Below are 443 nucleotides of genomic sequence, written 5' to 3'. Positions count from 1 at the left end.
CGAGGACTCCAGCACCCTCGAGCGTGAGCCAGAGCGCGCGCAGCCGGCGGAGCCCGAGGCGCCGGACGAGGGCGGCTCGCGCGCCGCCAGCTGACTCGGTCGTGCTCCCTCAGCCAGCGGTGGTCTCGCGCAGCGCCTGCAGCACGCGCGAGTCGATGCCGTCGGGAGACAGCCGCATCTCGTAGTTCTCGACGCTCGCCCAGGCGGTCAGCGCGGTCAGCAGGTCCGGCTCCTCGCCGTGGCCGAGCGCCTCGAGCCGGACGCGGACCTCCTCGGCGAGCGGGCCTTCCAGGGGAAGCACATTGGTGGCCGTGCCGAAGTAGAGCTCGGACAGGTCGACCAGGCGGGCGAGTTCCTGCGGGGCCTCCGGGTTGTCGTCGACGCGCAGGTCGACGAGCACGCCGGCGTGGTCGTAGCCGGCTCCCGGCGCCACCGCGTAGACG

At 73.8% G+C, this 443-nt stretch carries 1 protein-coding gene; it reads right to left on the bottom strand.

Annotated elements, in window-relative coordinates; genetic code table 11:
- Positions 1–109: 109 nt before the first annotated feature.
- Positions 110–443, bottom strand: a 334-nt coding sequence (locus tag FRW57_RS22795; protein ID WP_275263272.1) for a putative peptidoglycan binding domain-containing protein, incomplete at its 5' end; no start/stop codon positions are given.

Source organism: Segeticoccus rhizosphaerae (assembly GCF_009192725.1).
GTDB classification, from domain to species: Bacteria; Actinomycetota; Actinomycetes; order Actinomycetales; family Dermatophilaceae; genus Segeticoccus; species Segeticoccus rhizosphaerae.
This window is presented reverse-complemented; position numbering and strand designations above follow the sequence as displayed.